Raw genomic sequence first — 5,787 nt, forward strand, 5'->3', positions numbered from 1 at the left:
ATCGAGCACGGCAACCAGCGCTTCAAGGTTGGTATCGGCCGCGAGCTGCTTTGCGTCGAGACCGAGCGGCTAGGACCGGTGGCAGAGGTGTTCATCAACGCGCAGAAGGTCAATTCGCCGATCGACGCGCTGGTGAGCGATGCGGCGATCCTGATGTCGATGCTGCTGCAATACGGCTGCCCGGCCGAAGATATCGCCAAGTCGATGAAGCGAACCCCGAGCGGCGAAGCCTCCAGCGTGCTCGGCGTCGCGGCCCGGCTGATCTGTGAGACAGCGGAGGAGAAGGCAGATGGACGCTGATCGGATCGAACGGCTTCAGGCTGAGTATCGGGATATATCGCGGCGGGTATTGGATCTCCGCGGCGAGGGACCGGACATCGTGTGGCTGCAACAGCGCGAACACGAGATCGTCGCCGAGTTGAATCAGCTTGGATCGTTTCTGGTGCCGTCATGCTGATCAGCTTCTCGGAAGCCTCGATGCTCCCCTATATCCGCGCCGGGATTCGGCAGGCGCGGGGTGAGGATGTCCGCGGCGAACGGGTGAAGCGGCAGACCATCCGCGGCCGCGGCCAGCGTGCGGAGAAGCTGCTGGCATGCGATCCGGTCGGCCACACGATCCCGTACAGCCTCGATCTGTGGTGGAAGTCGCGTACGCCGGAACGCGAGCATCTCGGGGGGATCGACTGCAGCCTTGTCCGCGTGTGGCCGATCGAGATCTGGCACAGCTTCATCGAATACACCGATGGGTCGACCTCCGAATGCATCCGCATCAACGGCCCGCGCGGCTGGCGCGACGGCGACGCGGTGCTGTTCTGGTCACCGGGCGACGCCGCCGGCGCCTTCGCAGCTGAGGCCTATGCCGACGGCTTCGATAGCCCGGAGGCTTTCCGCGATTACTTCGTTCCAAACCGCGGCGACCGCTTCGACGCGGTGCTGTTCAAGTGGTGAGCGGGATGCGCGAGCTGATCATCGATAATTTTGCGGGAGGCGGCGGGGCTTCGACCGGCATCGAGATGGCGCTCGGCGTCTCGCCGGACTATGCGATCAACCACGACGCTGTCGCGCTGGCGATGCACGCGGCGAACCATCCGAGCACAGTGCATCTGCAGAACAACGTCTGGAAGGTGGACCCTGATGCGATTGAGGGGCCCATCGGGCTGGCATGGTTCTCGCCGGACTGCAAACACTTCAGTAAGGCGAAGGGCGGCAAGCCGGTCGAGAAGGGCATTCGCGACCTTGCATGGGTCGTGGTTCGCTGGGCGCGCCGCCGCGCCGGCGGGCCGCGCGTGATCATCCTCGAGAATGTCGAGGAGTTCTCGACCTGGGGACCGCTCGGTGCCGACGGACGGCCGTGCCCTGAGCGGAAGGGTAAAACCTTCAAGCGTTGGGTTAGTGAGCTGCGGCGGCTCGGTTACAAGGTCGAATGGCGCGAGCTGCGCGCCTGCGACTACGGCGCGCCGACGATCCGTAAGCGGCTGTTCCTGATCGCGCGCCGCGACGGCGAGCCGATCATCTGGCCGAAGCCGACCCATGCTGCGCCTGAGAGCGACGGCGTGCGCAGCGGCGCGCTGCAGCCGTGGCGTACCGCCGCCGAGATCATCGACTGGTCGTTGCCCTGCCCCTCGATCTTCGACACCGCCGAGGAGATCATGGCGAAGCACGGCCTGCGCGCGCAGCGCCCGCTGCAGCCGGCGACGCTGGCAAGGATCGCCAAGGGCGTGAAGCGGTACGTCCTCGACGCGGCCAAGCCGTTCATCGTGCCTATCACCCACACCACCAGCGGTGACCGGGTTCATTCGGTCGATGACCCGCTTCGCACCATCACGACCGCACGGGGCGGCGAGCAAGCGCTGGTCACGCCGTTCGCTGTGCCGCGCTATGGGGAGCGGGATGGACAGGAGCCGCGGACGCGTTCGCTGCAGGAGCCTATGCCTGTCGTGGTGCCAACTGGAAACGGCGCAAGTCTGATCGCTCCGCACCTGACGAAGTTCCGCGAGAACAGCGTCGGCGCGCCGCTCGACGAACCGGCGCCGACGGTGACGGCGAACAGCTTTATCAAGCGGCCGGGCGGCGCAGCGCCGATCGGCGTGGTGGCGCCGGTGCTATCCGCCTATTACGGCAAGGGAGAGGGTGAAGACGTTCGCGCAGCACAACTCGGCGAGCCGCTGCGGACCCAAACGACCGAGAACCGGCACGCGTTGGTCGCTCCGCACCTGATGACGATGCGCAACGCTGGCAAGCCGTTCAACGGCGCGGACCAACCGGCTCACACCGTCACGGCCGGCGGCGCGCACATGCATCTGGTCGCGGCGTTCCTGGCGCAGCACAACTATCTCGAGCCCGGACACGACGCGCGTACGCCGTTGTCTACGGTGGTCGCGAAAGGATCGACGCAGGGCGTCGTCGCCGCCAACCTGCTGCGGCAGTTCGGCACCGGGGTTGGCTCTTCCCTCGATGAACCCGCGCGGACAGTCATGGCCGACGGCGGCGGCAAAACGCAGTTGTCGGCTGCCTTCCTTCAGAAATACTACGGCGCCGACCAAGACCCGCGCCTCGAGGAACCGCTGCACACCGCGACCGCCAAGGCGCGTTTCGGCGTTGTCACCGTCACAATCGACGGCGAACCCTACGTCATCACCGACATCGGGATGCGGATGCTGACGCCGCGCGAGCTGTTCCGTGCGCAGGGCTTCCCCGATAGCTACGTGATCGACCGCGGAGCCGACGGCTCACCGATCACCAAGACCCAGCAGGTTGCTAAGTGCGGCAACAGCGTTTGTCCGCCGATGGCTGCTGCGCTGGTGAAGGCCAATATGGATCTGCGGGTGATCGCTGAGGAGCAGACGTCCGTCGAGTTCTTCCTCGAGGCGGCGGAATGACCGAGCAGCGCCGCGGACCGGTGACCTTTAAGCGCCTCGGCCTGGGGCGCGAGGCTGTGGTGCTGGGGCGCGTGCAGGTCGGCGAGATCATGGAGATGGAAGGCGATCGCGGCGGCGCGTGCTTCCGGCTGACGCTGCCGGAAGCGAGCACGACGAGCTGGCGGCCGGCGCGCGATCGCGACGAAGCGCGGCGACTGTCGCGCGGCCAGGTGAGCGACTGGATCGAAGCCGCAGGGTTGCGGTCGGCGAGGGCCAAGGGATGACGGTCTATGTGGACAACGTCCGGCATCGCTACGGCCGCATGGTGATGTGCCACATGTGGGCGGACAGCATCGATGAGCTGATGGCGATGGTTGATCGCATTGGCGTGCAGCGGAAGTGGCTGCAGGTGCCGCCGCAGGCGTCGTGGATGCACTTCGATATCTCGCTCGCGAAGAAAGCCGAGGCGATCAAGGCCGGCGCCGTGCTGACGGATCGCTATGGGCCGCTCGAGCACGTTGCGCGGCTGAAGGGTGATCAGGCGATGCTCGATCGCATTGCTGCGGCGAGGGCGAAGCGATGAGCACCGACACGCCGCTGCCGCCGCCTGGGAAGACGACGTTTGATCAGATGTTCCTGGCCGCGGACAGTGCGATGCGCGATGCCGAGGCCGGGCTGTTGCGATGGAGCGGCGAGGCGGAGACCGAAGCCGGCAAGGGCTGGGTGGCGCACTACACGGCGCGCCGCAACGCCTATGCCGGCATCCTGCGACTGTTCGGGAAGATCCGCGCCAATGAATCCGTGTACGAGGCGCTGTTTCCGCAGCCGAAGGCGAGGGTGCAGCGATGAACGCTGTTGTCGCCCGCCGCTTCTCCGAATCCGACCTGGCGCAGATCCGCGAGCGCAACCCTGTGGCGGAGATCGCCGGGCAATACGTCACCCTGCGGCGCAGCGGCGCGAAGATGATCGGGCCGTGCCCGGTGTGCGGCGGCGGCGCGAAATCGAAGTCGGCCTTCGAGGTGAGGGCGGATGGCTTGTCGTGGGTGTGCGCCGTGTGCAGCGATGGCGGCGACGTCATCCGGCTGGTGGAAAAGATCGACAATTGCAGCTTCGTCGAGGCGTGCGAGCGGCTCGGCGGGCAGCGCAGCGCAGATCCGGACGCGGTGGCGAGGCTCGCAGAGCAGCGCGAGGCCAAGCGTATCAAGCGAGAGGCCGCTGCCGAGCGCTATCGCGAGCAGGAACGGCGCCGGCTGAAGAAGATGTGGGATGGCGCCGAGCCGCTGCGCGGCACTCCGGCCGCGCGATATCTGACAGAGACACGCGGACTGATCCTGCCGGACGAGACGCCCGGCCTGCGCTTCCTGCCCGCCGCGGCTTACTTTCATGGTGAGGAAGAGGACGAGCGCGGGCGAATGAGCCGGGCGGTGCTGCATCGCGGGCCGGCGATGATCGCGGCGTTTATTCGCAACGACGGCCGGTTCGGCGGGCTGCACTTCACCTATCTGACGGACGCTGATCCGCCGCGAAAGCTGGAGCTGAGCGACCCCGCGACTGGCGAGATCCTGCAGGCGAAGAAGATGCGCGGCGGCAAGCTGGGGGCGCACATTCTGTTCGCGCGGGAGAGTTTGCAGTTTTGCGCAAATCAGCAAACTGACCCGAGTGGTTGTCTTGCGCGGGTGCTGGTGATCGGCGAGGGCATCGAGACGGTGGGCTCGGTCTACACCGCGCACCGGATCGCCGGGCGCAGAATCGACGATTACGCCTGGTGGGCCGCCGGCGATCTCGGCAACCTCGGCGGCCCGCACCTCGAAAACCTGGCGCACCCGACGGCAAAGCAGCCGAACGGCCACCCCAAGCGCGTGCCGGGCCCGCTGCCGGATCTCGACAAGCCGGGACTGCTGATTCCGGACAGCGTCGAACACCTGACCCTGCTCGGCGACGGCGACAGCGACCCGGTGCTGACCCACTACGCGATGGAACGCGCCGCCCGCCGCTACGCGCGGCCGGGCCTGACGATCCGGATCGCCTTCGCGCGGCCCGGCGGGGATTTCAATGGAATGCTGAGGGGCGGGGGATGAATCGGCGCACACTGAAGAAACACTGTCGCCGTGCGATGGCAGAACTCATCGCGAAGCACGGTTTCTTTCCGCGTGATTTTGTGAAGTCTGACGGCCAGGAATCGATCGATACACCGATCGGAATGGAGCGGAGATTCGATCGGAACGGATGGTTGAATCCGGGCCCCTTGAAGGGAACGCCGCTCCTGCTCGTCCAGACGTCAGTCGAGTGCGACGAGTGGGACTGCAAGCTGCCAACGGATGCGCTCGAGGAAATCGATCTGTGGCGCGATATGCAGTTTGAGCAGCTTGAGCAGCTTGATCAGATTGGGTGGGACGAGTGACTGGCCACACCGACATCCTCGAGCTGATCGACGCGGCCGAGCCGTTCGAACCGCAGGCGGCGGCGATCGATGCCGATGCGATGCGGAAGGTGGGGCTTGCCCAGCTTGGCGAGCTCCTCGCCAGCCTTCGCGCGGCCGCGGGCGCTGACCGCGCGCCGGCGCTGGAGGCGGCCGCGGAACGTGTGGGTCAACTGATCGGCGCCGGTGCGCTTCACAAGGGGTTTGCGTCCGCCGCGCTGGAGCAGGCCGCGCGCGAGATCGGCCTGATGGGCGAGGATGGCATCGGGCTCGCCGCGGTCACGCGGCTGATCAGCGCCGCTGTGCGGCGCGGGGAGGCCGAGCCGATCGACCTGGTGACCCTGCGCCGCGCAGCGGCGCCAGGCGAACAGAGGCGGGCGCGCTCGCGCGCGCCCGACCGCATTCTCTCTTCCCCCGATTCTTCTTTTCCCGCGCCCCTCTCCCCCCGGGAGGAATCGGCCGAACCCTCGCAACCCGCGCAAGACGCGGCCGGGGCGGGCGATGTTAAGT

At 66.9% G+C, this 5,787-nt stretch carries 10 protein-coding genes; all 10 read left to right on the forward strand.

Annotated elements, in window-relative coordinates:
- On the forward strand, positions 1-300 hold a 300-nt coding region (locus DYI24_RS19840), incomplete at its 5' end, for a TSCPD domain-containing protein (protein WP_164573529.1).
- Positions 290-457 (forward strand): hypothetical protein, encoded by a 168-nt coding sequence (locus tag DYI24_RS19845; protein WP_164573530.1) that lies wholly within the window; start codon positions 290-292, stop codon positions 455-457. The genes DYI24_RS19840 and DYI24_RS19845, both read left to right, overlap by 11 nt.
- Positions 451-948, forward strand: a complete 498-nt coding sequence (locus tag DYI24_RS19850; RefSeq protein WP_164573531.1) for a hypothetical protein — start codon at positions 451-453, stop codon at positions 946-948. Before DYI24_RS19845 ends, DYI24_RS19850 begins: the two co-directional genes overlap by 7 nt.
- A gap of 5 nt (positions 949-953) precedes the next feature.
- Complete coding sequence (locus tag DYI24_RS19855; RefSeq protein ID WP_164573532.1) at positions 954-2,879, forward strand: DNA cytosine methyltransferase; 1,926 nt, start codon at positions 954-956, stop codon at positions 2,877-2,879.
- Entirely contained in the window at positions 2,876-3,142 is a 267-nt protein-coding gene (locus DYI24_RS19860; RefSeq protein WP_164573533.1) for a hypothetical protein, read from the forward strand. The genes DYI24_RS19855 and DYI24_RS19860 overlap by 4 nt, the downstream gene beginning before the upstream one ends.
- Entirely contained in the window at positions 3,139-3,441 is a 303-nt protein-coding gene (locus tag DYI24_RS19865; protein ID WP_164573534.1) for a DUF4031 domain-containing protein, read from the forward strand. Before DYI24_RS19860 ends, DYI24_RS19865 begins: the two co-directional genes overlap by 4 nt.
- Positions 3,438-3,707, forward strand: a complete 270-nt coding sequence (locus DYI24_RS19870) for a hypothetical protein (protein ID WP_164573535.1) — start codon at positions 3,438-3,440, stop codon at positions 3,705-3,707. Before DYI24_RS19865 ends, DYI24_RS19870 begins: the two co-directional genes overlap by 4 nt.
- The gene (locus DYI24_RS19875) at positions 3,704-4,936 is read left to right on the forward strand and encodes a DUF7146 domain-containing protein (RefSeq protein ID WP_164573536.1); all 1,233 of its coding nucleotides are present in this window, start codon (positions 3,704-3,706) and stop codon (positions 4,934-4,936) included. The genes DYI24_RS19870 and DYI24_RS19875 overlap by 4 nt, the downstream gene beginning before the upstream one ends.
- Before the next feature lie 35 nt (positions 4,937-4,971).
- Positions 4,972-5,259, forward strand: coding sequence for a hypothetical protein (locus DYI24_RS19880; protein WP_164573537.1), 288 nt, complete (start codon positions 4,972-4,974; stop codon positions 5,257-5,259).
- A partial coding sequence (locus DYI24_RS19885; RefSeq protein ID WP_502706358.1) for a hypothetical protein occupies positions 5,256-5,787 on the forward strand: 532 nt, incomplete at its 3' end. The genes DYI24_RS19880 and DYI24_RS19885, both read left to right, overlap by 4 nt.

This window comes from Rhodopseudomonas sp. BR0C11 (genome assembly GCF_010820945.1).
GTDB lineage: Bacteria > Pseudomonadota > Alphaproteobacteria > Rhizobiales > Xanthobacteraceae > Rhodopseudomonas > Rhodopseudomonas palustris_H.